Here is a 25,110-nt window from a genome sequence, read left to right on the forward strand (position 1 = left end):
TCCTTTGCCTTGGCTATTTTGGCCTGACCAATTTAACCTAAGCCCGAATGTGACGGAGTCAAAATGAACAAGATTTCCACTAGCCCGCTGCCCGCTAATGTCCAACATCCTAAATACGACCGTAAAGCGCTGAAAACCCGCATCGTGCATATCGGTTTTGGAGCCTTCCATCGTGCCCATCAGGCGCTAATGACCGACAGAGTGTTGAATCAACAGGGCGGCGACTGGGGAATCTGCGAGATTTCACTGTTTGGTAGAGATAATTTAATTAAAGCGCTGCGTGAGCAGGATCATTTGTTCTCGGTACTTGAGAAAGGCGCGGAGGGAAATCAGCCGATTATTATCGGTGCAGTGAATGAGTCTATGCATGGGCGCATTGAAGGAATCGGGGCCATTGTGGAAAAGCTGGCCGAGCCGCAGGTTGCGATTGTCACTCTGACCATCACTGAAAAAGGCTACTGCATTGAGCCGGTTAGCGGAAAACTTGATGTTAATCATCCAGATATCATCAAAGATCTGCTCGGTGGACAGCTCCCTGCGACTGCGCCGGGTCTGCTGGTCGAAGCACTGCGCCTGCGTCACCAGCGCGGTCTGCCGGGTTTTAGCATCCTTTCCTGTGACAATATTCCTGAAAACGGTCACGTAGTAAAAAACGCCATTCTCGGGCTGGCGCAGGCAAAAGATCCGGCGTTAGCCAGCTGGATCCATGAAGCGGTGACTTTCCCCAGCACCATGGTTGATCGCATTGTCCCTGCCTTGACGGAAGAGTTTGAAGCCGAGATCACCGAGTCGCTGGGCGGCATTAGCGATCCCTGCGGGATTGCCGCCGAGCCGTTTATTCAATGGGTGATCGAAGATAACTTTGTGGCAGGTCGCCCGGCCTGGGAAATTGCAGGCGCGCAGCTGGTCGATGACGTTCTGCCGTTTGAGCAAATGAAACTGCGCATGCTCAACGGCAGTCACTCTTTCCTGGCCTATCTCGGCTATCTGGCGGGTTATCAATACATTAATAGCTGTATGGAGGATGAAAATTATCGCCGTGCGGCCCGCCAATTAATGTTGAATGAACAGGCTCCAACCTTAAACGTCAAGGCAATCAATCTGACTGCTTACGCTGACAGCCTGATTGAGCGTTACAGTAATCCTGCGCTGAAACACCGTACCTGGCAGATAGCGATGGACGGCACGCAAAAGTTACCGCAGCGCATGCTCGATTCGTTGCGCTGGAATCTAGCCAACGGCGGCGAGTATGCCTGTCTGGCCCTGGGTGTCGCGGGCTGGATGCGTTATGTCGGCGGCGTAGACGATGCAGGTCAAGCGATTGAAATCAAAGACCCAATGGCGGCAAAACTGAGTGAAATCGTAGCATCCAGCGAGGACGGCGAGGCCCGAGTTCATGCGCTGCTGGGACTCACGTCGGTGTTTGGCGAACAATTACCCAATAATAAAGACGCCGTAGCGGCGATTGTCAGCGCCTACCTCAATCTGCAACAGCATGGCGCGAAGGCTACCGTAGCTAAACTGTTGAGATAAAACACTTACTGCCCCGCTAGTCATTTAGGCTGGCGGGTATTGATCTAAACAAATAACCATCGAACGCGGGGTCTTCGGCATCTGATATTTCCAGCAGTTTGCTTTTTACATTTTCGAGATGTTGCCACGTGGCCTGCTTGGCGGCCTTCGGCTCGCGGCGCAGCACTGCCTGCAAGATTTGCTGATGATCATTGAGCCACAGCTGGCTGTAATTCTCACCGCCAATGTGCTGATGCAAACCCTGCCACATCCGGCTATTTTTTCGTACCTGCCAAAGTTCATAAACCATATTCGCCAGTACACTATTTTGCGACGCCTGCGCCAATAAAGTGTGGAACAGCTCATCGGCACTTTCATCGATAATACCCTGCGCGACAAAACTCTTTTCCAGCTCGATAGCATCGCGCATCTTCAGGATATCGGCTTTAGTGGCCTGGACGGCGGCAAAGGCGGCAACCTCACTTTCTAGCAACTGTCGTGCCTGAAGCAGCTCAAAAGGACCGTAACCACTGTCGCCGAAGGGGGTCACGATGGCACTATTTTGTTCCAAAACATAAACACCAGAACCTTTACGCACCTCGACCACTTTCTCCAGCTCTAGCATGATCAGTGCTTCTCGCACTACGCTGCGGCTAACGGAAAAACGTTCTGCGATATCACGTTCTGGAGGCAGGCGATCGCCGGGCTGATGCTGGCCGGAAACAATCGCCTGGCGCAATTGATTGCCGATTTCCTGATAAAGCCGCATGTTTACCCTCCTTCGCCTGCAAATAATGAAAACAGTATACCATGCAGCCAGTTAGCGTTGCAGAGAGGTTAAATGTCGGCGGCTGCACAATTTGAACATTGATTCGTCGGCATAAAAGAGCTTTCCTGAGGCGTAAAAGTCTCAATGGGCTAGATTTTCTGTTCATAGAGGGGCATCTTATTGCGGATATTTTGATTAACAACTTTGCTGTTTGCCTGGCATCAGGCCGAGAGTGAGGGGTCACAAGGACAATGACATGACGCAAACCAACCTTATCACCGGATTCCTTGGCAGTGGCAAAACTACCACTATCCGCCACCTGCTGGCCCAAAAGCCGGAAAACGAAAAATGGGCGGTGCTGGTCAACGAATTTGGCGAAATCGGCATTGATGGCGCTCTGCTGGCAGACAGCGGCGCGGTGCTAAAAGAGATCCCCGGTGGCTGCATGTGCTGTGTCAACGGACTGCCGATGCAGGTTGGTCTGAATATGTTGCTGCAAAAAGCCAAACCGGATCGCCTACTGATCGAACCCACCGGACTGGGCCATCCTAAACAGATCCTGTCACTGCTGACCTCCGAGGTTTACCACTCCTGGCTGACATTGAATGCCAGTCTCTGCCTGCTGGATGCCCGCCTGCTCAGTGATGAGCGCACCTTCAATAATGAAAATTTTCGCGATCAGCTCGCCGCGGCGGATATCGTTATCGCCAACAAAGTCGATACCTACACTGAAAATGATAACCAGAAGCTGGCCGAGTGGATCGCCACTCAAAACCCGGCCTTGCGGATTGAACGGGTATCGCAGGGGCAAATTGATGCCAGCCTGCTCGATGAACTGCGTTTAAACCAGCGCGAATTACCCGACGGCAAACATCACCACGCCCACGCCTCGAAACAAGGTTTGGCAGCATTGAGCCTGCAGGGCCTGCAGCGCTGGCGACGGGCGCTTAACGAAGCCGGTGAATATTCAAGCTGTGGCTGGATTTTCGATACCGAGACAGTCTTCGACACTGCGGGAATTCTTGATTGGGCCAGACAAGCACCGGTAGATCGCGTGAAAGCCGTGGTACGTATTAAGGAAGGTACGCTGCGGGTCAATCGTCAGGGAAATGATCTGCACATTGAGACGTTAGGAGCCGCGCCTGTAGATAGCAGAATCGAGCTAATATCACGCAACAAGTGCGACTGGAATACTCTACAGTCCCTTTTGTTGAAGATCCGTTTAAGTTAGCAGGCTTACCGTATTTGGCAGTAAAAAAAACTGCACTCCAATAAATACGGGTTTAAATCTATGTTTCGCCGCAATCTTCCTGCGATCCTTGTGCTTAATGTGCTGGGGATCGCCCTTTTCCTATCTTACTACTTGCCTGCCAACCACGGATTTTGGTCGCCTATCGACAAGTCGGTATTCTTCTTCTTTAATACGCGTCTTGCGACCAATGAAACCTTCCTGCATCTGGTCGCCGTCACCAACAACCGCGCCTTTGACGTATGCTCACTCTTGGCAATGGGCCTGCTTTATCTTTCCTATTATGTGAAAAGAGACAGTGCTGGCCGCCGCAAGATGATTATTGTCGGCATTGTGATGCTGCTGACCGCCGTGGTGTTGAATCAGCTTGGCCACCAGCTACCCGTGGTGCATAAAAGCCCTTCTTTGAGTTTCCCCCACGTTAACCGCGTGAGTGAACTGACCGGCATTCCGACTAAAGATTCTTCCGGCGACAGTTTCCCGGGCGATCACGGCATGATGCTGATGGTATTCACCGTATTTATGCTTCGCTATCTGGGCGCTCGCGCCTTCGCCATTGCCCTGCTGATAACGGTGGTATTTTCAATGCCGCGTTTGATGATCGGTGCGCACTGGTTTACCGATATTATGGTCGGTTCGCTGTCGGTGGTATTAGTCGGTGGAAGCTGGTGGTTAATGACCCCGGCCAGCGATTTATTAGTGAATTGGTTAGATAAAAAATTGCCAAAGAAAAAGGCAAATTAATTCCTTTTTAGGAAAAACCTTATTTTCTTAAACATAGTTTTTAATTATGGCTCGAGACATATTGTCATGTTTTCGGGCCATTTTATTTGTTGCCAATGTAAATAGGCGAAAACAGAAAATTGCTCGCAGACCGCACTCTGCTGCGCTTTTAAGCCAAACCAGCGCAAATCTCAATCAGCTGATTTTACATTAATAGTTACATTGCCTTACATCAGTATTTCTTATTAAAAAAGCGTTAAAACATCTCGCTTTCCCTAAATCATTACGGTAATCTCGACCTCGTTGCACAGAAATGTGGCATTACTGGCTTGATTCCAATTAAAAGTGTGTTGTACCACACAATTTCCTGGCTAAGCCTTTGCCCCAGCTGATCGCGACAGGTAATCTCGCTTGGTTTTTGGCAATTTGATAACGAACTTTCGGCTTCGTTAAGGACAGCAAGGGAAAACAACATACATGGTCAAGTCTCAACCGTTTCTGAGATATGTGCTGCGGTTAATCCCCGCAATTGGCGCGGCAATTCTTCTCTCCGCGTGTAGTACTACTCATTCTTCGAACACAGAAAGCGCACAAACTGAGATGCATGCAGTTAAAGACAAAGATGGTCTTTTACTTCAATCCTCTCAGGATGAATTCGAAGCAATGGTTCGTAACGTCGATATTAAATCCAAAATCATGGATCAATATGCAGACTGGAAAGGCGTTCGTTATCGGTTAGGCGGCGACAGCAAGCGTGGTATTGATTGCTCAGCCTTCGTACAGACAACATTCCGCGAACAATTCGGCATGGACCTACCGCGTTCTACCTATGAACAGGAAGATATCGGTAAGAAAATTCAGCGTAACAAGCTGCGTCCTGGCGACTTAGTGTTATTCGGTGCAGGCTCTACGGGCCGTCACGTAGGTATTTATCTCGGCAACGATCAGTTCGTTCATGCTTCAACAAGCAATGGCGTAATGATTTCAAGCCTGAGTGAAGCTTACTGGACCAAACGTTATCGCGAAGCAAGACGTGTATTGCCAGGTGCAACGCAGAATGCGGGTAACGGGAACTTGACGACTGCCATGCTGCAATAGCGGCTAAAACAGAAGTCCCTCTTGTTGTCCAGGCCAAGCGAATAAAAAAAGACTCTTTTCGAAGGGTCTTTTTTTATTGATGCTTTCCCCTCTGTAAATCAAGCCTCTCCCCTCTGTTTTGCTATAGACTCATTCAGCCACTGTGCTAGAACTGCCAAAATGGTTATTTAAACATTTTCAATCTATTATTGACTCATTACCCGTCAGCGACGCCCAGACAGGAGTTAACTTTCAGGATGTTTCCTCGCGCACTCACAGCTCTGTTATTGTCGCTTATTGGATTTTTCGCCCATGCCGACACGATAGAAGACGGCTATGCCTTCGCGATTCTTGGCGATCCCAAATACATTTATAACTTTACCAATTTTGACTACGTGAACCCCGCCGCGCCCAAAGGCGGCAGCATCACTTTTTCAGCCCTTGGCACCTTCGATAACTTCAACCGTTTCGCTTCGCGAGGTAATGCCGCTATCCGCAGCGATACCTTGTACGACAGTCTGTTCACCCCTTCCGCCGACGAGATTGGCAGTTATTATCCGCTGATTGCCGATTCGGCGCGCTATGACAGCGATTTCAAGTGGGTTGAAGTGGAAATTAATCCCCACGCCGTTTTCCAGGATGGTAGCCCGATAACCGCCAATGACGTGGCCTTTACCTTCAAGAAGTTTATGACCGAGGGCGTGCCGCAGTTTCGCGTGGTTTACAAAGGCGTGGTAGTGAAAGCCATCTCGCGACTCACGGCACGTTTTGAATTCCCTTCGCCCAACAAAGAGCAGATGCTGGGACTTCTCGGCCTGCCGGTTTTGCCGGAAAAGTTTTGGCAGCATCGTAAACTTAACGAGCCGCTTTCGACACCGCCGCTCGGCAGCGGGCCTTATCGCATCAGCGACTATAAGCTGGGTCAATATGTTACCTATTCCCGCGTTAGCAACTATTGGGCCGCCAATCTGCCAGTGAACCGTGGACGCTATAATTTTGATACCATCCGCTATGACTATTATCTTGATGATAACGTTGCCCTCGAGGCGTTTAAATCTGGCGCGTTCGATTTCCGCAGCGAGGCTTCACCCAAAAATTGGGCCACCCAGTATCAGGGCAGCAACTTTAGTCGTGGGCTGATAATCAAGCAGGACGATGAAAACAAGGCTGCGCAGGATGCTCGCTGGCTGGCGTTTAATATTCAACGGCCTATGTTTGCCGATCGCAAAGTACGTGAAGCCCTGACGCTGGCATTTGATTTCGACTGGATGAACAAAGCACTGTATTACGGCGCTTATCAACGCACGAATAGCTATTTCCAGAATACCGAATATGCCGCCGGCAATTATCCCGACGCCGCAGAGCTGGCCTGGCTAGCACCGCTTAAAGGTAAAATCCCTGACGAAGTTTTCAGTCAGCTTTACCAGCCACCGCATTCGGACAGCAGCGGTAACGATCGTGCAAACCTGTTAAAAGCTACCGCGCTGCTGAAAGAGGCCGGTTGGACGGTGAAAAATCAGCAGCTGGTGAATGATAAAACCGGCAAGCCGTTTAACTTTGAGCTGCTATTGCCCAGCAGCAGCAACTCGCAGTACGTGCTGCCGTTCCAGCATAACTTGCAGCGTTTAGGCATCACCATGAGCATTCGTCAGGTTGATAACTCTCAGTTTGTCAGCCGCTTGCGCTCGCGCGACTATGACATGATCCCGACGCTGTACCGCGCCATGCCCTACCCCGGCACCGATTTGCAAATCATGTGGAATTCCAAATACATCAACTCGACCTACAACGCGCCAGGTGTTTCCGACCCGGCTATTGATACCCTGACCAACGAGATCGTTGCCCATCAGGGCCAGCCGGATGCACTGCTGTCTTTGGGTCATGCCATTGACCGCGTATTGACCTGGCACATGTATATGATCCCGATGTGGTATTCCAATCGCGACCGCTACGCCTACTGGGATAAATTCTCGATGCCGGCGATTCGCCCACCTTATTCATTGGACCTCGATACTTGGTGGTTCGATATGAATAAAGCCGCGCGGCTGTCCGCCGCCAGAAAATAAGGAGACGACATTGACCGCCTATCTGCTTCGTCGACTTCTGCTGGTGATCCCCACGCTGCTGGCAATCATTACTATCAACTTTTTTATTGTGCAGATTGCTCCGGGCGGCCCGGTAGACCAGGCGATTGCGGCGATTGAGATGGGCCAGGGCAATGGTTTACCAGGCGGCAATGCGGGCAGCGGAAATGGCCATGCGGTTGCCGGTGTCGGCCAGGTTGGTGACAGCAACTATCGTGGTTCGCGCGGGCTTGACCCAGAGGTTATCGCCGAAATCACTAAACGCTTTGGTTTTGATAAACCGCTGCATCAGCGCTATTTCGACATGCTGTGGCAGTATGCGCGTTTTGATTTCGGCGACAGCCTGTTTCAGGGCGCAACAGTGATGCAGCTGGTGAAGTCCAGCCTGCCGGTCTCTATTAGTCTGGGGTTGTGGAGTACGCTGATTATTTATCTGGTGTCGATTCCGCTGGGCATCCGCAAGGCGGTAAAAAACGGCAGCGCGTTCGATACCTGGAGCAGCTCGGTGATCATCATCGGTTATGCCGTACCGTCGTTTTTATTCGCCATTTTGCTGATTGTGTTCTTTACCGGCGGCAACTATCTCGACTGGTTCCCGCTGCGCGGCCTGACCTCGGCTAATTTCGACTCGCTACCGTGGTACGGTAAAATTACCGATTATCTATGGCACATCACGCTGCCGGTGCTTGCGACGGTGATCGGCGGTTTTGCTACCCTGACCATGCTGACCAAAAATTCGTTTCTTGACGAAGTGCAGAAGCAGTACGTGGTTACCGCCCGCGCCAAAGGGCTCGACGAGAAGAAAATCCTCTATCGCCACGTTTTCAGGAACGCCATGCTGCTGGTGATCGCCGGTTTTCCGGCTACTTTTATCAGCATGTTTTTTACCGGTTCGCTGCTGATAGAGGTCATGTTCTCGCTACACGGACTCGGGCTGCTGGGTTACAACGCCACGCTACAGCGCGATTTCCCGGTGATGTTCGGCACGCTGTATATTTTCACCCTGATTGGCCTGCTACTGAATATCATCAGCGATATAACTTACACGCTGGTTGACCCGCGCATTGATTTCGAGGGCCGCGAACAGTGAAGCTCAATCCTGCCAACCGTGCCCTCTGGATGCGTTTTCGACAAAATCGACGTGGATTCTGGTCGCTGTGGATCTTCGCCGTTGTTATGGTGCTGGCGCTGTTATCCAACGTGATAGCCAATGAAAAGCCGCTGCTGGTGCGCTATCAGGGCCATCTCTATCTGCCATTTATGTTTAACTATACCGAGTCGACCTTTGGCGGCGAGCTGCAAACCGCGGCTGACTATCAAGACCCTTTCGTGGTGAAACAGCTGGAAAGCCACGGCTGGGTTATTTGGGCACCGCTGCGGCAAAGCTACAATTCAATCAACTTTTCAACTCTTCAGCCCTTTCCTTCGCCGCCGTCGCGACACAATCTGTTAGGCACTGACAGCAACGGGCATGACGTGCTGGCGGAAATACTCTATGGCCTGCGTATTTCGCTGTTCTTCGGCGTAATGCTGACTCTGTTCTCTTCGGTAATTGGCATGGTTGCAGGCGCAATTCAGGGCTATTACGGCGGCCGGATTGATCTGTGGGGGCAGCGATTGATTGAAGTCTGGGCCGGCATGCCAACGCTTTTCCTGATTATTCTGTTGTCGAGCGTGGTGCAGCCGAATTTCTGGTGGCTGCTGCTGATTACCGTACTTTCAGGCTGGATGATACTGGTTGGAGTGGTACGCGCCGAATTTCTGCGTACTCGCAATTTCGATTACATCCGCGCAGCGCAGGCCATGGGCGTCGCCGACAGCACTATCATGCTGCGTCACATGCTGCCAAACGCGACGGTCGCGACCCTGACCTTTATGCCTTTCATTCTTTGTGGCTCTATCACTACGCTGGCATCGCTGGATTTTCTCGGCTTTGGTTTACCGATTGGTTCGCCTTCGCTCGGCGCGCTGCTGCTGGAGGGCAAAAATAATCTGCAAGCACCGTGGCTGGGGATCAGCGCCTTTATGGTTCTGGCTATCCTCCTGTCGCTGCTAATCTTTATCGGTGAAGCGGTGCGCGACGCTTTTGATCCCAGTCAGTCACGTTAGGATTGCCATAACATGTCTCAAACGCCCCTGCTCAGCATAGAAAATCTCGATATTGCCTTTCGCCACGAGGGGCAGCTTTCGACCGTGGTCAATGACCTGTCGCTGACCCTCTCGGCCGGGGAAACGCTGGCGCTGGTTGGCGAGTCCGGTTCGGGCAAAAGCGTGACCGCGCTGTCGATTCTGCGGCTGCTGCGATCGCAGTCAGTGGTTTATCCTCAGGGCGATATTCTTTATCAGGGGCAAAGCCTGCTTCACGCCAGCGAACCGGCGCTGCGCAAGATCCGCGGTGACCGGATCGCGATGATTTTTCAGGAGCCGATGGTTTCGCTTAATCCGCTGCACACCATTGAGAAACAGCTGGCAGAGGTTTTGACGCTGCACCGAGGGATGCGACGTGACGCCGCGCGTAAAGAGATTATTCAATTCCTGGACCGCGTTGGTATCGCTCAGGCAGCCTCCAGACTGAGCGACTTCCCGCACCAGCTTTCCGGCGGCGAACGCCAGCGAGTGATGATTGCCATGGCTATTCTCACCCAGCCCAGCCTGCTGATTGCCGATGAACCCACAACCGCGCTGGACGTGTCAGTGCAGGCGCAAATCCTCTCCCTGCTGCAAGAGCTTAAACAAGAGCTGGGGATGGCGATGCTGTTTATTACTCATAATCTGCGCATTGTCCGTTCTATTGCCGATAACGTGGCGGTGATGAAAGAGGGGCGCTGCGTGGAGTATAACGCGCGCGAGGCGCTGTTTACCGCGCCTCGACATGCTTACACACAACAGCTTTTGCAGGCCGAACCTAAAGGTAGCCCGCGTCCAGTGCCGCCGGAAAGCCCGGTTCTTCTAAAGGTTGAAAATCTCGGCGTTGGCTTCCCGGTCCGCCGTGGTCTGCTGCGCCGCACTGTGAGCACCAAGATGGCACTGCAAGGCCTTAGCTTTACTCTGCGTCGCGGTGAAAGTCTTGGCTTGGTGGGCGAGTCTGGATCGGGCAAAAGCACCACCGGCCTGGCGCTGCTGCGGTTGCTGCGCTCACAGGGCGGTATCGAATTCGACGGCCAGCCGCTGCAGTCGTTAAATCGCAAAGCAATGCTGCCATTTCGCAGCCGCATTCAGGTAGTGTTTCAGGACCCGTATTCGGCGCTAAATCCGCGTCTCAACGTGATGCAGATTATCGCCGAGGGCTTACAGGTGCATAAACGGCTAAGCGAGCAGGAGCGCGAACAGCAGGTGATTGCCGCCATGCAGGAGGTAGGGCTTGATCCGCAAACGCGTCATCGTTATCCCACCGAGTTCTCAGGAGGGCAACGTCAACGTATAGCCATCGCCAGAGCGCTGATTTTGCAGCCGGAGCTGGTGATCCTCGACGAGCCAACCTCTTCGCTGGATAAGTCCGTACAGGCGCAGATTTTGCAGCTATTACATAATTTGCAGCAGCGCTACGGCCTGTCATATCTGTTTATCAGCCATGACTTACAGGTGGTGAGAAGCTTGTGCCATCAGGTGATTGTGTTACAGAGCGGGAAGGTCATTGAGCAGGGGGAGTGCGAAAAACTGTTTACTCGGCCTGAGCAGCCGTACACGCAGCAGCTGTTGGCGCTGGCGGAGGCGAATGACGGCCAGCAGCGTTAGCTGATAGTCGTCAGAAAGGATAGATTGCAGACACAGAAACGGATTCGGCAATGGCAGTACCGATATTTTTCAAACGACACATCGTGGCGCTTTCATCGTCGCGCTTAACAAATAGGCAAAGCTCGCCTTCACATTCTACGATATTGCTTTCAACCTGAATTTCACGCAGGGAAAGATTTAGCCCCTGTAGCACCTGACGCGCGCTCTCCCCTTCAGGGCTTAACAATTTTAGGCCGATCAGATTGCTGTCTTCTTCATCGGCAGGCAGTGGGATAACTTCCACTTTAATGCCCGCAAAGCCTGACAGCCAGCGATAGCTTTGTGGTAATCGATGTACCACCGAAAAGTGATTATTGTTCACGGTGCTCCCCAAAAGCATTTATTAAAATTGTATTTCCAACGAAAGACTCATCTTTAAACAATAAATTTACAAATACGCAACGCATGAACCAAGTTATAACGCAGACCAAGCCTCTACGCTTGTAAAATAGTTAAATTTAAACCTATTTTTCACATCTCATTAACCATTTAAGTACAGAAATGGCCCGTTGTGACGTTTTATTGAACACTCTCCGTTTAAAATGGGATCCGGCTCTCACTTCGCCTCATTTGTAACCTGTTCAGAATCATTTCTCAACCAATTTCATTCATCACCGTTACTTTTTTGACGCTAAAATATCACAAATAATAAACAAAACTCAGCGTCCATGATGGATTTTATTCATTAAATCAATGAATTAATAATGAAACATTTGGTTAATAAATAATGAACCATTGGGTTCGTAACGACTTGGACATTTCGGATTTTTTCGACTAGCGCCTGTTGCAATTTTGTTAAGTCAATTTCAAATGAAAACGGAATGTTATTTTTTTAGCACGATTTGTTAGCGCTTTTTTGCATTACTGGCATTATCATCCACACCGTTTTTACTGGATTACCCTATCCAAGAGGCGCCGAACCTCCGTAAAGAGGCCTCAGCTTCTGCATAAACAAAAAAATAATAATAATTCTAAGCCGACTAATGGCTCACTCACCCGATCTAAAGAGAATTGAGATGGACAAAAATCGTTCACTTTTTGACGCAGGCACTCAGGAAAATGGTACCGGTTTCAGTCGCCGCGATATGTTAAAAGGCGTTGGTTCAGCCATGGTAGCCGCTACCTTGCTGGGCTTCCCCTTCCTAACTCAGGCAGAAACAGCTACCGCAACTAACTCCCCGGTCATTTTTACCCAGTTTTTTATTGTTTCTCAGGCCATTACCGAGCATCAAGATCTGAGCCCCGGAATGTCGGCACAGATTTTCAACGCCTTTTACCACGGTAACCCACAGTTTTCTGTTCAGGTTGCGAAACTGTACGCCCTGCTCCAGCCTAATATGCGTGCCAAACAGTTTCAGGATTTGGCTAAACAAAACGGTTTGGGTGACCTGCTAACCAGCATCATCACGGGCTGGTATACCGGTACAGTGAAAAATGGTACCGATACCATACTGATCGCATATAAAGATGCGCTGATGTATCGACCGGTTAGTGATGGGCTGATCGTTCCGACTTACTGCGGCAACGGCCCGCTGTGGTTCACCGCCGCACCTCCCGCTGCACCAATGCCGGAATATATGAAAGAAGAGCGCCTTAAGGCGACGCCAGATTCAGTTAACGCGAGTAAAGCATGATGAATAAACCTACTTTTACCGCAGACGGCGATGCGTCTGCGGATGTGATCATTGTCGGATCAGGGATTGTTGGCGGTATGATTGCCGACCAAATGGTCAGTCTGGGACATTCCGTATTGGTGCTTGAGGCCGGTTTGCGTATTGAACGCGCACAGGCGGTTGAAAACTGGCGCAATATGCCGTTTGCAAACCGCGCGGGTTCTGACTTCCAGGGCCTTTATCCGCAGTCTGAACTGGCTCCTGCGCCGCTATATTTCCCAAAAAACAACTACGTGAACCTGACTGGACCTAGCGCCAGCAGCTTTCAGCAGGGTTATCTGCGTACCGTAGGCGGGACAACCTGGCACTGGGCCGCTTCATGCTGGCGTCACCTGCCAAACGATTTCAAAATGAAAACGCTGTACGGCATTGGTCGCGACTGGCCGATTTCCTATGAAGAGCTGGAACCTTACTATTGCCGTGCCGAGGAAGAAATTGGCGTGGCCGGTCCAAGCGATCCAGAGCTGCAATCCCCCTCCGAGCGCAGCAAGCCATATCCAATGGAACAAGTGCCTTACGCCTACGGCGATACCCGTTTCGCCGAAGTGGTAAATCCGCACGGTTTCAAATCAGTACCTATCCCGCAGGGCCGCAGTACCCGCCCGTGGAATGGTCGTCCAACCTGCTGCGGCAACAACAACTGCCAGCCTATTTGCCCAATCGGCGCGATGTACAACGGCATCAGTCATGTTGAACGCGCTGAGAACAAAGGTGCAGTAGTTCTCGCTGAATCAGTGGTTTATAAGATTGATACTGACGAAAACAACAACGTGACCGCTGTGCATTGGCTGGACAATAAAAAACAGTCGCACAAAGCTACCGGTAAAATCTTTGCTCTGGCCTGTAATGGCATCGAGACACCGCGCCTGCTGCTGATTGCCGCCAACGAAAAAAATCCGAACGGCATCGCCAACTCTTCAGACCACGTTGGCCGCAACATGATGGATCACTCCGGTTTCCACTGTACTTTCATCGCCTCTGAACCACTGTGGATTGGCCGCGGCCCCGCACAAAGTAGCTGTCTGGTCGGCCCTCGTGACGGCGAATTCCGTAGCAAATATTCAGCCAACAAGATGATCGTCAACAATATTAGCCAGGTCATTCCAGCCACTAACAAGGCGCTGCAAATGGGACTGGTTGGCGAAGAGCTGGATGCGGAAATCCGTCGTCGTTCAATTTACGGCGTGGACTTGTCAATCAGTCTTGAGCCGCTGCCAGATCCCAATAACCGCCTGACACTAAGCACCACCCGTAAAGATCCGCACGGCCTGCCTTGCCCGGATATTCACTATGACGTAGGTGATTACGTGCGCAATGGTGCCGTTGCTGCGCACAAACAGTTGGAGGAAATCGGCAAACTGTTTATGGCTGAAGATTTCAACATCACTACCAGCCTGAACGCCAATAACCACATTATGGGCGGCACTATCATGGGCAACGATCCGAAAGACTCGGTGGTTAACGGCAATTGCCGTACCCATGACCATGCCAATCTGTGGTTGCCGGGCGGCGGTGCAATCCCGTCTTCCAGCGTGGTAAACAGTACATTGACCATGGCTGCACTGGCGTTGAAAGCGGCTGATGATATGGCTAAATCTCTGGCAGGTCAGGCATGAAAAAACTTCTGAGTTTAGGATTACTCGGCGCGGCGCTGACTGGTTTCGCAGCCATGGCGTCGGCACAGGACAGCCAGCTGGACCTGATTGCCAAAGGTAAACTGGTCGCCACCGCGGCTGACTGTCAGGCGTGTCATACCAATCCTGAAGGCGGTAAGCCTTTTGCTGGTGACTACGCAATTCATTCCCCGATGGGCACCATTTACACCACCAACATCACCCCGTCCAAACAGTTTGGTATCGGCAATTACACTTTGCAGCAGTTCGGCAAAGCGGTGCGTGAAGGGGTTCGCCCCGACGGTGAAAACCTTTATCCGGCAATGCCTTACACCTCTTACAGCCATATGAGCGACGAAGATATTCAGGCGATGTATGCCTACTTCCAGCTCGGCGTGAAACCGGTAGAACAGCCAACCAAACCGACCGCGCTGCCGTTCCCGTTCAACATGCGTATCGCAATGGCTGGCTGGAACATGATGTATCTGGACAGCTCCGCCTTTAAACCGGACGCCAGTAAAAGCGCAGAATGGAATCGTGGGGCTTATCTGGTTAACGGCGCGGGCCACTGCGATACCTGCCATACGCCGCGTAACCTGATGATGGGCGAAGTCACCGATAAACCGTTGGGCGGTGGCATGGTTGGCCCATGGTATGCGCCAAACATCAGCTCTGATCCAGTTAGCGGCATTGGCAATTGGACCCAGGCACAGCTGGTCGAGTACATGAAAACTGGCCGTACCGTAGGCAAAAACCAGGCCGCAGGCCCGATGGCTGAAGCCGTGCAGAACAGTTTGCAGTACCTGCCTGACTCCGACCTGAATGCCATCGCGGTTTACCTGAAAACCAGTACTCCGGTGCGTAATCCGGGCGATAAACAGGCGGCGGACAGCTTTGGCCCGAAAGGCGTTAACGTCGAAGATGGCCTGCGCGGTATACATCCGTCCAACTCCAACCACACCATTATTGGTGGCGCGGCGTTGTTCAGCGGCTACTGTGCCAGCTGTCATCAGCCAGACGGCGGCGGCAGCAAAAATCAGGCATACCCGTCACTGTATAACAACACCGCGACCGGTATGACCAACGCGTCAAACCTGATTTCAGCTATTCTATACGGTGTCGATCGTCAGGTCGGTGACCAGCATGTGCTGATGCCGAAATTTGGTGAAGGTTCGTATGTCGGCCAGTTGACCGACGCACAGATTGCTGACATCTCCAACTACGTGCTGACCAACTATGGTAACCCGGCGATTCAGGTTACCCCGCAAGATGTGGCGGTGCTGCGCGGCGGTGGCCCTGTGACCCTGCTCGCGAAGCTTCAGCCATATATGGCTCCGGCAATGATTGTAGGCGTGATTATTGTACTGGCGCTGATCTTCTGGTTATTTAGAAGACGCAAAACTCGCTCACGTTAATAATGTATTAACAGTTTTTGGCGAGCAAAGTAAAAGGAGAGTGCCGGGGGGCGCTCTCCTTTTTTTATTTGCCTTTGCCAAATGAAACGTTATCCGCGGCCCACGAACGGCATCGCGGTAGCCATTACCGTCAAAGTCAGAATATTGGTACCATCTGGCTGATTAGCCATAAACGCCACGGCTTCTCCGACTTTGTCTGCCGGCATTACCGGCTCGGGTTCCAGCTCGAAATTAGCCTGTAATCTGCCGCCCAATGCCTTGTTGCCCATATCAGTGGCAGCATTTCCCACATCAATTTGCCCACAGGCAATGTTGTATTGTCGACCGTCCAGCGAGGTGCTTTTAGTCAGGCCGGTAATAGCGTGTTTGCTGGCCGTATAAGCCGCTGAATACGGGCGTGGAGTATGGGCTGAAATTGACCCGTTGTTGATGATTCTTCCGCCGATTGGCGTTTGCTGTTTCATCAATTTTACTGCCGCCTGAGTACACAAATAGGCGCCGTTAAGGTTGGTATTAATCACCGTCAGCCAGTCTTCATAAGGCTGGTCTTCAATCGGCTGTTCCTTGACGTTGGTTCCGGCATTGTTAAACAACACATCTAAACGACCAAAAGTCTCCTGCACCGTTGAAAACAGCGTCGCGACCGACTTGGGATCGGTGACGTCTACCGTCAGCGCATGAACTTGCCCCGGCTCAAACAGCGCGGCAGCCTTTTGCAGTTTATCCTGATTGCGCCCAGTCAAAATAACCAGAAACCCGCTGGCCACCAATGCTTTGGCAGCACTCAACCCGATGCCACTGCCGGCACCGGTAATCAATGCAATTTTCTTATCAGTTGTGATCATAAGGTATCCAAAATCTATTCAGCTTGATTGCAAAAAATCAGCGATCAGACCGCCGCCATCATGCCGCCGTCGATAAACAGCAGCTGGCCGTTTACGAAATCTGACGCGCGAGAAGAAAGGTAAACCGCACCGCCGATTAGCTCTTCAGGATTACCCCAACGGGCGGCTGGCGTTCTTTTACAAAGCCAGTCGGAGAACTCTTTGTTATCCACCAGCGCCTGGGTCATATCAGTTTTGAAATAGCCGGGAGCAATGCCGTTGACCTGAATATTATAGCGGGCCAGCTCGACACACATGCCGCGGGTCAACATTTTGACCGCGCCTTTTGAAGCAGCGTATGGGGTGATGGTGTCGCGACCCAGCTCACTTTGAATCGAGCCGATGTTAATGATTTTGCCGCGCTCGCGCTTGACCATGTAACGAGCAACCGCCTGTGAAACCAGGAATACCGATTTCTGGTTTACCGCTACGATGTCGTCCCAGTCTTTTTCCGGGAATTCGGTAAACTTGTGGCGACGCTGAATCCCGGCATTGTTGACCAGCACGTCGATAGGCCCGATTTCCTTTTCAATTTTGTCGATCGCCTGATTCACTGCAACACTTTGAGTAACGTCAAAAGCGACCGCATGAGCAATAAAACCTTCGGCACGCAAAGCTTCGGCAGCTTTAGCCGCTGATTCCTGCGTGGTGCTGTTGATGATGACTTCGGCGCCATTTTCAGCCAGACCTTTTGCCAAGAGGAAACCCAGTCCGCGCGAAGAACCGGTAACCAGAATTTTTTTGTTATCCAGGGAGAATAAATTTGTCATTGTGATTTTCCTGACGTTAAAAACGAATAGAGTTCGTGAGACCCACGATCAAATGAATAAAGTGATGTTCATCAATAAAAGCGGTTTATCGGCCCACAAACTGTGATGCAGATCACTTTATTGGGTGTTAAGAAACTCTGTTACCGCAAGCGTGATCGGGGTCATTCGATAAATTTCTCCTAACGCAAATTTTGCCAGTCAGAGAGAGGTGTTAAGGGCAACAAAATGTGTCATCGTCATGAAAGTAAAAGTTTTTTATGCCCTTCTATTGCGTTGTTATGAGATAAGCTATTTGGTAACATAAACCGTATCATTTTCCCGCCACTTGATGTTACCCACAGCGGCACCAGCAGGACTTCTGGATGAGAAATCAGCGCGTCACACTGCAAGATATCGCGTTACTCGCCGACGTCACTAAAATGACCGTCAGCAGGTTTCTCCGCACGCCTGAAAAAGTCTCTCCAGAAACGCGGGAACGCATTACCAAGGTGATGCAAGAAGTTGGATTTCCGCTGGAAGAAACAGAAAAAAAGAATAAAAGCAGGAAGATAGGCATTCTTGTTCCCTCTTTTAATAATCAGATTTTCTCCGAACTGTTGGCAGGCATCGAATCGGTAACCTCAGAACAGGGTTATCAAACGCTGGTAGTGAATTACGATTACAGCAAAGAACGTGAAGAAGAACATATTATCAATTTGCTGACCTACCGCCTTGCCGGTCTAATCCTGACTGATTCAGTACACACGCTAAAAGCCGATAAATATCTCAATGCCGCTGATATTCCTATTGCTCAGGTAATGGATCTCGATGATTCCCATGGCCGTATAGCCGTCGGCTTTGATAATTTTCAGGCCGGGTTTGATATGGCGACGGCGTTAATTGCCAGCGGCAAAAAACACGTCGTTTATTTCGGCTCGATGTCCGATCCCCGTGATATGAAACGTTATGAGGGATACCGAAAAGCCATGGAAAATAACGGACTTACTCCGCAGCATATTACGCCAAATAAAGTTTCTTCGGTGTCTATCGGCGCAGGAATGTTGACCATGGCACGCCAGTTTGATCCGCTGGTTGATGCGGTTCTTTGCACCAACGATGATATTGCCGTCGGCGTGTTGCAGGAATGTCTTCGCTTAGGCATTCGAGCACCGCAGGAGATGGCGATCTCCGGCTTCCACGGCCTGGATATTGGCCTGGCGACTACGCCACTGCTGGCCAGCGTGATCACCCCGCGCTTCGAAATCGGCAAAGTCGCAGCTGAAATCATGCTAAAAAAGATTAATAAAATTCCGACAATTGAAAGAGTTGACCTGCATTATCGTATTTCCCTCGGCGGTACAATTTAACCTTCCATCTCAAAATTACACCATTCACTTCCTGGGGTAACGATCACGTTACCAGTAACATCCTTTTTTAACATGATCTAACGTGACTTGAGTCACATATTATATTGACAGAAATGCTTTTATTAAGGCATCGACGGATCAGGTTAATAAGAACATTATTCCAATGCCTTATTTCATGTACCAACCGAATTCGCGTATTAATTCATTCCCTATAGTTGGAATGCTTCTGTGAATAAACGAGGTGTACCCATGGATAAAAAAATACCAAAGGCCCGCTGGCTTCGCGTTATAACGCCAATACTCATCGCCTGCATTATTTCATTCATGGACCGAGTCAATATCAGCTTTGCAATGCCAGGCGGGATGGATAGCGCATTGGGCATCACGTCATCAATGGCCGGTCTTGCCGCGGGTATTTTCTTTATCGGTTACCTGTTTTTACAGGTTCCCGGTGGCAGCATTGCAGTCCACGGCAGCGGCAGAAAATTTATTGCCTGCTCACTGGTCGCCTGGGCAATCATCTCCGTATTGACCGGGATGGTGACTAACCAATATCAACTGCTATTCCTGCGCTTTGCGTTGGGTGTGGCCGAGGGTGGGATGCTGCCGGTGGTGCTAACCATGGTCAGCAACTGGTTCCCGGATGCTGAACGCGGCCGTGCCAATGCCTATGTACTGATGTTTGCGCCAATTGGCGGGATGATCACCGCGCCGCTGTCTGGCTATATTTTACAGGCACTTGACTGGCGCTGGCTGTTCATCATTGAAGGTATGCTTTCCGTCGTCGTAATGGTGTTCTGGTGGTTTACCATCAGTGACCGCCCTGAAGAAGCCAAATGGCTGTCCGAGCGTGAACGTAATTATCTGGTGACCGAGCTGACACGCGAACGTGACGCGCTGAAAGAGCTGGCTCCCGTTGAGAATGCCCCGTTGAAAGAGGTATTCCGCAATGCTTCAATCATTAAATTAGTGGTGATTAACTTCTTCTATCAGACCGGGATTTACGGCTATACCCTGTGGTTGCCAACAATCCTCAAGGGTTTGACCGGCGGAGACATGAGCAAAGTAGGTCTGCTGGCAATAATCCCTTATATCGGGACCATGCTGGGTATTTTGGCCTTCTCTGTGCTGTCGGATAAAACGGGCAAGCGCAGACTGTATATCATCCTGCCATTGTTAGGATTTGCCGGCAGTCTGGCATTATCAGTCACTTTTAAAACCAACATTGTCGCCTCTTACTGCTTCCTGGTCTGTGCCGGATTCTTCCTGCAGGCCGCAACCAGTGGTTTCTGGACTATACCGGGCAAGGTTACCACTCCTGAGGTGGCCGGTAGCGCACGAGGTGTTATTAACGGTTTAGGTAATTTGGGTGGCTTCTGCGGCCCGTACCTGGTGGGTGTTTTGGTGAGCCTGTATGGCCAAAGCACGGCGATTTACGCTCTGGGCGGCTCATTGCTGATTGCTGCTATGGTCACTGCGCTGTTGCCGAAAGAGTGTGATATCGCGCTGGTCCCTGGTGCCAAAGCCATAGCGTTGGCGGAGCATTACGCCGTAATGCGTGCAAAATACAAACCTCAACGTATAACGGCATAACCGCCAACTTAGGGTCACGCCAATGAAAAGGCCAGTGTTAATCACTGGCCTTTTCGTATCTTGAGAACGACAGCTTGCGGCGTTATTCAGCCGCAGCGGAACTCGCCTCGGTGCCAGCAACCCTGGACGGCCTGCTGGCATACAAATACAGCGCGACGGAAGCAATGATACAGAACGCCATCGAACCGACCATCGGCCAGGCACTGTGTGCCGGGAACATCGACAAAAGCGAGCCTACCAACGCACCGGTACCAAAGCGGATCGTTCCTGCCAAAGATGCCGCCGTGCCAGCCATATGCGGGAAGTCATCCATAATCACCGCCATCGCATTGGACGTTACCATCGCGATACAGCCCACATAACCCGCTACACCCAGCACCAACGCCCAGAATCCAAGGCCGAAGGCGAGCACCACCAGCAGCCATAGCCCCATCGTCAGCTGAATCATCAGTCCAAGACGGAACATTTTTACCGCCCCCATCCGACGCACATTACGGCTGTTGATAAAGGTCAGTACTACCAGAAACACCACATTCAGTGCGAAATAGAAGCCAAAGTTCTGCGGCGACACGCCGTTAAGCTGGATATAAACAAAAGGCCCGGCGCTCAGAAACGAGAACATACCGGCAAAAGAAAAGCCGCTGGCCAGCATGTAGCTCAGCACGCGTTTGTGTCGAAACAGCGAAGCAAAGTTGCCCAGACTGGTGCGCATGTGAAAACGCTGCCTGCGCTCTTTGGGCAGCGTTTCTTTTATGAATACCGCCACCAGCACCGCAGCAATCAGGGCCGCAATCGCCATCGCCCAGAAAATTGCGTGCCAGCTGAACCACAGCATCAGCGCACCGCCGAGCATAGGGGCCAACAAAGGCGCCACGGTCATTACCAGCACCACAAAAGACATCATTCGCGAGAATTCGTCTTTGGTGAACATATCGCGCATCAGGGCGTTGATCACCACGCTGCCCGCTGCTGCTGCAAGGCCATGCAGAAAGCGCATATTGACCAACTGCTCAACGGAGTTGGACAGCGCACAGGCCGCCGCCGCGATGGCAAACACCAGCACGCCCCAGAAAATCACCGGTTTACGTCCCAGACTGTCGGCCATCGGACCATAAAAAAGCTGGCCAATAGCAAAACCCAGCACATAAGCACTTAGCGTCATTTGTACCTTGCCAGCCGGAACACCAAACTCTTGGGCAATCATCGGCATACTCGGCAGATACATGTCGATCGCCAGCGGCATCAACATCGACAACAGTCCCAATATCAGGATCAGACCTAAGTGGGATGTCCGGGGTTCTTGCACTTTTTACAGCTCCTGTTAGCTAGAAAAACCTGTGATTGAAAACTAGCGCGGTACGACTACGCTGGCGATTTCTTCTTCAGTTAATTGACGATATTCACCTGGCTCCAGGTCTTCATCCATCACTATCTCGCCAATGCGTTCGCGATGCAGCTCGACAACGCGGTTACCCACGGCGGCAAACATGCGCTTAACCTGGTGGTAGCGGCCTTCACTGATAGTCAAGCGCACAACGTGTTCGCTCAACTGCTCAAGAACGGCAGGCTTGGTCAGTGAATCTTCATTATGCAGTTGAACGCCAGCGGTAAACTGGGCGGCGGTATCTTCAGCCAGCGGCAGCTCCAGCGTCACCAGATAGGTTTTTTCGCAATGATGCTTTGGCGAGGTGATGCGGTGTGACCACTGACCGTCGTCGGTCATAAGAACCAGTCCGGTGGTGTCGATATCCAGACGGCCCGCGGCATGGAGCTTGTAAGCAACCGGTTCTTCGAGGAAGTACAGTACGGTAGGATGATCCGGGTCATCGGTTGAGCAAACGTAGCCCTGCGGTTTGTTCAACATGAAATAACGAAAACCGGTGATCTGCTCCAGCACGTTGCCGTCAAACTCAACGGACATTTCCGGGGTCAGTTTTAACGAACCACTCTTGACCACTTCGCCGTCTACGGTAACGCGCTTTGCACGCAGTTCGCGCGCCACTAGCGCACGGCTTACGCCTAACTGTTGAGATAAAAACTTGTCCAATCGCATTGAATCTACTTAGCCTTTGCTGGCGAGCGGAAGTTGCCCGCGCTTTAATAAAATACAACACCCCGCCGCTGCATAACGCTGCAACCGCAGGGTGTAAGGTATTGTTTAATGAATTCAGAGTTAATGAATTTAGAGCGGCAGTCGGCCCGCCGTTTAGAGCCGTCATTATAGCGGGCCTTGGCAGGCATTGTCGCGTCTATCTGTAAAAGTTAGCAGACTAAATTTTCACGTTGAGTGACATCGCCCAGGTTCGCGTTAGGCGATAAATGTTGGCATACTGATAACCTGTAATTATCAACAGGTAAGTTTCGAGCTCTTCATGCAAGCACTCCCCTTTACTCTTCGCCCCTATCAGCAAGAAGCCGTCGACGCCACGTTGCGCCATTTTCGCAAATATGACGAGCCAGCGGTGATCGTACTGCCTACCGGTGCGGGGAAAAGTCTGGTTATTGCCGAGCTGGCAAGGGTGGCTCGCGGGCGCGTGTTGGTGCTTGCTCACGTTAAGGAGCTGGTGGCGCAGAATCATTCAAAATATCTATCATACGGTTTGCAGGCCGATATTTTCGCCGCCGGGCTGAACATCAAGCAAAGTGAAGGCAAGGTAGTCTTCGCCAGCGTGCAGTCGGTCGCGCCTAATCTCGACAAGTTCGACAGCGCCTTCTCGCTGCTAATCATTGATGAATGTCACCGCATCAGCGACGACGACAAAAGCCAATATCAGCAGATTATCGCCCATCTTCGCACCCAGAATCCGCGCTTACGCCTGTTGGGACTGACCGCGACGCCCTATCGTCTCGGCAAAGGCTGGATTTATCAGTACCACTATCAGGGCATGGTGCGCGGCGATGAAAAAAGCCTGTTCCGCGACTGCATCTACGAGCTGCCGCTGCGCTACATGATTAAGCATAAGTTTCTGGTGCCGCCAGAACGGCTGGATATGCCCGTGGTGCAATATGATTTCAGCCGCCTGCAGCCCAATGGCAGCGGGCTGTTCGCCGAGGCGGATCTCAACGATGAGCTGCGTCGGCAGGCGCGCATTACGCCGCACATTGTTAATCAAATCATCGACTTTTCCAAAGACCGCAAAGGAGTAATGATTTTCTGCTCGACGGTAGAACATGCCGGGGAGGTGTTCAAACTGCTTCCCGCTGGCGAGGCGGCGCTGGTCAGTGCCCAGACTTCGGCACAGGATCGAGATCGGCTGATAAACGCGTTTAAACAACAGCAGTTGCGCTATCTGGTTAACGTTTCGGTGCTGACCACCGGCTTCGACGCGCCACACGTTGATTTGATTGCTATTTTACGCCCTACCGAATCGGTTAGCCTGTATCAGCAGATTGTCGGGCGTGGCCTGCGACTGGCAGCAGATAAAACTGACTGCCTAATCCTCGACTACGCTGGCAACCCGCACGACCTGTTCACCCCCGAAGTGGGCAGTCACAAGCCGGGTAGCGATAATAAACCGGTGCAAGTGTTTTGCCCCGCCTGCGGCTTTGCCAATATTTTCTGGGGCAAAACTACTGAAGATGGCACGGTTATTGAACATTTTGGCCGCCGCTGTCAGGGCGTTCTTGAAGACGATGATGACAATCGCGAGCAGTGTGATTTCAGATTCCGCTTCAAAAGCTGTCCGCACTGCGGTGCAGAAAACGATATCGCAGCCAGGCGCTGCCATCAGTGTCAGGAAGTTCTGGTCGATCCCGACGACATGCTCAAGGCTGCGCAAAAGTTGAAAGATGCGCTGGTGCTGCGTTGCGGTGGAATGAATCTGGAAACCGGTCAGGATGATAAAGGCGAATGGCTGAAAATCACCTATTACGATGAGGACGGAGCCAATGCCAGCGAAAGATATCGTTTGCAAACTCCGGCCCAGCGCACCGCCTTTTTACATAGTTTCATGCGCCCGCACCAGCGTGCGCCGGGTATTGAGCTGGTGTGGAAAACTGCCGCCGATATCATCGCGCAGCAGGCCCTGCTTCGGCATCCTGATTTTGTGGTCGCACGCATGAAGGGCCGTTTCTGGCAGATCCGCGAGAAGATCTTTGACTATCAGGGGCGTTTTCGCCGCGCTTACGAGCTACGCGGCTAACGATTTAAGGCATTCTCAGGGATTAATCATTTGCCGTACAGGCGATACTTCGGTAACATACCGCCCGCTTTCGCCATGTGCGGAGCGAAGATCTATCACCTGTTGCTGGGTCGCCTGTAACAGTAATTTTCTTTTTAAGAGAAAAATCATGACTACTATTAATGCACAAGTACGTACTGCGCAGGGTAAGGGTGCGAGCCGCCGCCTGCGCGCAGCAAACAAATTCCCAGCTATCGTTTACGGTGGCTCTGCTGAACCTGTTTCTATCGAGTTGGACCATGACTCTGTAAAGAACCAGGAACTGAAAGCGGAATTTTACAGCGATGTAATTACTCTGGTTATCGACGGTAAAGAAACCAAAGTTAAAGTACAATCTGTACAGCGTCACCCGTTCAAGCCAAAACTGGCTCACATCGACTTCGTTCGCGTTTAATCGCAAACTGAGCAGATGCGCCTAGGGACGCCTAAGCGAGAACAATAAAAAAC

At 51.4% G+C, this 25,110-nt stretch carries 21 protein-coding genes; 15 read left to right on the forward strand and 6 right to left on the reverse strand.

The window, feature by feature from the left end:
* The first annotated feature begins 63 nt into the window (after window positions 1-63).
* Window positions 64-1,533, forward strand: coding sequence for a mannitol dehydrogenase family protein (locus SPM24T3_RS19625; protein ID WP_009638557.1), 1,470 nt, complete (start codon window positions 64-66; stop codon window positions 1,531-1,533).
* Between the two features lie 16 nt (window positions 1,534-1,549).
* On the opposite strand, the gene SPM24T3_RS19630 is transcribed toward SPM24T3_RS19625, so the two are convergent.
* Window positions 1,550-2,281 (reverse strand): GntR family transcriptional regulator, encoded by a 732-nt coding sequence (locus SPM24T3_RS19630; RefSeq protein WP_009638558.1) that lies wholly within the window; start codon window positions 2,279-2,281, stop codon window positions 1,550-1,552.
* 256 nt (window positions 2,282-2,537) lie between these two features.
* Between SPM24T3_RS19630 and SPM24T3_RS19635 the strand changes: the two genes are divergently transcribed.
* The 7 genes from SPM24T3_RS19635 to yejF all read left to right on the forward strand — a co-directional run bounded on the left by SPM24T3_RS19635 (window position 2,538) and on the right by yejF (window position 11,149).
* A complete protein-coding gene (locus SPM24T3_RS19635; RefSeq protein ID WP_009638559.1) occupies window positions 2,538-3,512 on the forward strand; it encodes a GTP-binding protein in 975 nt (324 codons plus the stop codon).
* 60 nt (window positions 3,513-3,572) lie between these two features.
* Complete coding sequence (locus tag SPM24T3_RS19640; RefSeq protein WP_009638560.1) at window positions 3,573-4,274, forward strand: phosphatase PAP2 family protein; 702 nt, start codon at window positions 3,573-3,575, stop codon at window positions 4,272-4,274.
* Between the two features lie 456 nt (window positions 4,275-4,730).
* On the forward strand, window positions 4,731-5,351 hold the full coding sequence (gene mepS, locus SPM24T3_RS19645; protein ID WP_050956190.1) for a bifunctional murein DD-endopeptidase/murein LD-carboxypeptidase: 621 nt from the start codon (window positions 4,731-4,733) through the stop codon (window positions 5,349-5,351).
* A 236-nt stretch (window positions 5,352-5,587) separates the two neighbouring features.
* Entirely contained in the window at window positions 5,588-7,396 is a 1,809-nt protein-coding gene (locus SPM24T3_RS19650) for an extracellular solute-binding protein (protein WP_009638562.1), read from the forward strand.
* Window positions 7,397-7,406: 10 nt separating this feature from the next.
* The gene (locus SPM24T3_RS19655; RefSeq protein ID WP_009638563.1) at window positions 7,407-8,504 is read left to right on the forward strand and encodes a microcin C ABC transporter permease YejB; all 1,098 of its coding nucleotides are present in this window, start codon (window positions 7,407-7,409) and stop codon (window positions 8,502-8,504) included.
* Window positions 8,501-9,523, forward strand: coding sequence for an ABC transporter permease (locus tag SPM24T3_RS19660; RefSeq protein ID WP_009638564.1), 1,023 nt, complete (start codon window positions 8,501-8,503; stop codon window positions 9,521-9,523). The genes SPM24T3_RS19655 and SPM24T3_RS19660 overlap by 4 nt, the downstream gene beginning before the upstream one ends.
* A 12-nt stretch (window positions 9,524-9,535) precedes the next feature.
* Window positions 9,536-11,149 carry a microcin C ABC transporter ATP-binding protein YejF gene (gene yejF, locus SPM24T3_RS19665; RefSeq protein WP_009638565.1) on the forward strand — a complete coding sequence of 538 codons (1,614 nt, stop codon included), beginning with the start codon at window positions 9,536-9,538 and terminating at the stop codon, window positions 11,147-11,149.
* A 10-nt stretch (window positions 11,150-11,159) separates the two neighbouring features.
* On the opposite strand, the gene SPM24T3_RS19670 is transcribed toward yejF, so the two are convergent.
* The gene (locus tag SPM24T3_RS19670; protein ID WP_009638566.1) at window positions 11,160-11,510 is read right to left on the reverse strand and encodes a YejG family protein; all 351 of its coding nucleotides are present in this window, start codon (window positions 11,508-11,510) and stop codon (window positions 11,160-11,162) included.
* A gap of 694 nt (window positions 11,511-12,204) precedes the next feature.
* Here SPM24T3_RS19670 and SPM24T3_RS19675 point away from each other — a divergent pair.
* Genes SPM24T3_RS19675 through SPM24T3_RS19685 form a run of 3 tightly spaced genes read left to right on the forward strand, consistent with a single transcriptional unit; the run spans window position 12,205 to window position 15,889 of the window.
* On the forward strand, window positions 12,205-12,822 hold the full coding sequence (locus SPM24T3_RS19675; protein WP_009638567.1) for a sorbitol dehydrogenase family protein: 618 nt from the start codon (window positions 12,205-12,207) through the stop codon (window positions 12,820-12,822).
* On the forward strand, window positions 12,822-14,477 hold the full coding sequence (locus SPM24T3_RS19680; RefSeq protein WP_009638568.1) for a GMC family oxidoreductase: 1,656 nt from the start codon (window positions 12,822-12,824) through the stop codon (window positions 14,475-14,477). The genes SPM24T3_RS19675 and SPM24T3_RS19680 overlap by 1 nt, the downstream gene beginning before the upstream one ends.
* Window positions 14,474-15,889: a cytochrome c gene (locus SPM24T3_RS19685; protein ID WP_009638569.1), complete on the forward strand. Its 1,416-nt coding sequence runs from the start codon at window positions 14,474-14,476 to the stop codon at window positions 15,887-15,889. The genes SPM24T3_RS19680 and SPM24T3_RS19685 overlap by 4 nt, the downstream gene beginning before the upstream one ends.
* Window positions 15,890-15,978: 89 nt before the next feature.
* Here SPM24T3_RS19685 and SPM24T3_RS19690 read toward each other — a convergent pair whose 3' ends face one another.
* The gene (locus tag SPM24T3_RS19690; RefSeq protein WP_009638570.1) at window positions 15,979-16,734 is read right to left on the reverse strand and encodes an SDR family oxidoreductase; all 756 of its coding nucleotides are present in this window, start codon (window positions 16,732-16,734) and stop codon (window positions 15,979-15,981) included.
* 44 nt (window positions 16,735-16,778) lie between these two features.
* Complete coding sequence (idnO, locus tag SPM24T3_RS19695; RefSeq protein WP_009638571.1) at window positions 16,779-17,543, reverse strand: gluconate 5-dehydrogenase; 765 nt, start codon at window positions 17,541-17,543, stop codon at window positions 16,779-16,781.
* 362 nt (window positions 17,544-17,905) lie between these two features.
* Between idnO and SPM24T3_RS19700 the strand changes: the two genes are divergently transcribed.
* Both SPM24T3_RS19700 and SPM24T3_RS19705 read left to right on the forward strand, forming a co-directional pair.
* A complete protein-coding gene (locus tag SPM24T3_RS19700) occupies window positions 17,906-18,889 on the forward strand; it encodes a LacI family DNA-binding transcriptional regulator (protein ID WP_009638572.1) in 984 nt (327 codons plus the stop codon).
* 249 nt (window positions 18,890-19,138) lie between these two features.
* Window positions 19,139-20,482: an MFS transporter gene (locus SPM24T3_RS19705; RefSeq protein ID WP_009638573.1), complete on the forward strand. Its 1,344-nt coding sequence runs from the start codon at window positions 19,139-19,141 to the stop codon at window positions 20,480-20,482.
* Between the two features lie 82 nt (window positions 20,483-20,564).
* Here the strand turns inward: SPM24T3_RS19705 and SPM24T3_RS19710 are convergent, their stop codons facing one another.
* A complete protein-coding gene (locus SPM24T3_RS19710) occupies window positions 20,565-21,788 on the reverse strand; it encodes a Bcr/CflA family multidrug efflux MFS transporter (RefSeq protein WP_037379223.1) in 1,224 nt (407 codons plus the stop codon).
* A 42-nt stretch (window positions 21,789-21,830) separates the two neighbouring features.
* Window positions 21,831-22,535, reverse strand: a complete 705-nt coding sequence (gene rsuA / locus SPM24T3_RS19715) for a 16S rRNA pseudouridine(516) synthase RsuA (protein ID WP_009638575.1) — start codon at window positions 22,533-22,535, stop codon at window positions 21,831-21,833.
* A gap of 319 nt (window positions 22,536-22,854) precedes the next feature.
* Between rsuA and SPM24T3_RS19720 the strand changes: the two genes are divergently transcribed.
* Complete coding sequence (locus tag SPM24T3_RS19720; protein ID WP_009638576.1) at window positions 22,855-24,624, forward strand: DEAD/DEAH box helicase; 1,770 nt, start codon at window positions 22,855-22,857, stop codon at window positions 24,622-24,624.
* 148 nt (window positions 24,625-24,772) lie between these two features.
* Window positions 24,773-25,057: a 50S ribosomal protein L25 gene (rplY, locus tag SPM24T3_RS19725; RefSeq protein ID WP_009638577.1), complete on the forward strand. Its 285-nt coding sequence runs from the start codon at window positions 24,773-24,775 to the stop codon at window positions 25,055-25,057.
* The last annotated feature ends 53 nt before the right edge of the window (window positions 25,058-25,110 follow it).

Origin of the sequence: Serratia sp. M24T3 (genome assembly GCF_000257645.1) — a bacterium.
GTDB lineage: Bacteria > Pseudomonadota > Gammaproteobacteria > Enterobacterales > Enterobacteriaceae > Rouxiella.

Coding starts and splice junctions, on each gene's coding strand:
- SPM24T3_RS19625 (WP_009638557.1), top strand. CDS start 64: ATGAACAAGATTTCCACTAGCCCGCTGCCCGCTAATGTCCAACATCCT.
- SPM24T3_RS19630 (WP_009638558.1), bottom strand. CDS start 2,281: ATGCGGCTTTATCAGGAAATCGGCAATCAATTGCGCCAGGCGATTGTT.
- SPM24T3_RS19635 (WP_009638559.1), top strand. CDS start 2,538: ATGACGCAAACCAACCTTATCACCGGATTCCTTGGCAGTGGCAAAACT.
- SPM24T3_RS19640 (WP_009638560.1), top strand. CDS start 3,573: ATGTTTCGCCGCAATCTTCCTGCGATCCTTGTGCTTAATGTGCTGGGG.
- mepS (WP_050956190.1), top strand. CDS start 4,731: ATGGTCAAGTCTCAACCGTTTCTGAGATATGTGCTGCGGTTAATCCCC.
- SPM24T3_RS19650 (WP_009638562.1), top strand. CDS start 5,588: ATGTTTCCTCGCGCACTCACAGCTCTGTTATTGTCGCTTATTGGATTT.
- yejF (WP_009638565.1), top strand. CDS start 9,536: ATGTCTCAAACGCCCCTGCTCAGCATAGAAAATCTCGATATTGCCTTT.
- SPM24T3_RS19675 (WP_009638567.1), top strand. CDS start 12,205: ATGGACAAAAATCGTTCACTTTTTGACGCAGGCACTCAGGAAAATGGT.
- SPM24T3_RS19680 (WP_009638568.1), top strand. CDS start 12,822: ATGAATAAACCTACTTTTACCGCAGACGGCGATGCGTCTGCGGATGTG.
- SPM24T3_RS19685 (WP_009638569.1), top strand. CDS start 14,474: ATGAAAAAACTTCTGAGTTTAGGATTACTCGGCGCGGCGCTGACTGGT.
- SPM24T3_RS19690 (WP_009638570.1), bottom strand. CDS start 16,734: ATGATCACAACTGATAAGAAAATTGCATTGATTACCGGTGCCGGCAGT.
- idnO (WP_009638571.1), bottom strand. CDS start 17,543: ATGACAAATTTATTCTCCCTGGATAACAAAAAAATTCTGGTTACCGGT.
- SPM24T3_RS19700 (WP_009638572.1), top strand. CDS start 17,906: ATGAGAAATCAGCGCGTCACACTGCAAGATATCGCGTTACTCGCCGAC.
- SPM24T3_RS19705 (WP_009638573.1), top strand. CDS start 19,139: ATGGATAAAAAAATACCAAAGGCCCGCTGGCTTCGCGTTATAACGCCA.
- rsuA (WP_009638575.1), bottom strand. CDS start 22,535: ATGCGATTGGACAAGTTTTTATCTCAACAGTTAGGCGTAAGCCGTGCG.
- SPM24T3_RS19720 (WP_009638576.1), top strand. CDS start 22,855: ATGCAAGCACTCCCCTTTACTCTTCGCCCCTATCAGCAAGAAGCCGTC.
- rplY (WP_009638577.1), top strand. CDS start 24,773: ATGACTACTATTAATGCACAAGTACGTACTGCGCAGGGTAAGGGTGCG.